This window comes from Pseudomonas sp. F01002, assembly GCF_004402115.1.
Classification (GTDB): Bacteria; Pseudomonadota; Gammaproteobacteria; order Pseudomonadales; family Pseudomonadaceae; genus Aquipseudomonas; species Aquipseudomonas frigoris.
In genome coordinates this window covers 111,661-112,028 of sequence record NZ_SOPU01000022.1, presented here as the reverse complement: position 1 = coordinate 112,028, position 368 = coordinate 111,661, and the positions used below count along the sequence as shown (strand labels likewise).

1 protein-coding gene is annotated in these 368 nt (G+C 51.4%); it reads left to right on the top strand.

Going from position 1 to position 368, the window contains the following annotated elements; translation table 11 throughout:
* A partial coding sequence (locus tag E3W21_RS31855; protein WP_256661590.1) for a reverse transcriptase domain-containing protein occupies positions 1-368 on the top strand: 368 nt, incomplete at both ends.

Here is a 368-nt window from a genome sequence, read left to right as displayed (position 1 = left end):
TCCGGAAATGGTTGAAAGCTGGTGTGATTCATAAAGGCCAGCTACAGGCAACGGATGCCGGTACGCCACAGGGCGGGATTATCTCGCCCACCTTGGCAAATTTGGTGCTGGATGGGCTGGAATCACAACTCAAGCTGTACTGGGGGGTGACAAAGGCCAAGAAGCTGAAAATCAATGTGGTGCGTTATGCGGATGACTTTGTGATAACTGGAGCCTCGCGAGAGGTGCTGGAAACTGAAGTCAGACCTTGGGTAGAGCAGTTCCTAGCGGTACGAGGGCTGCAGTTGTCACTCGAGAAGACCCATGTCGTCCATATAAAGGAAGGCTTTGACTTTCTAGGTTGGAATTTCCGCAAGTACGATGGGAAA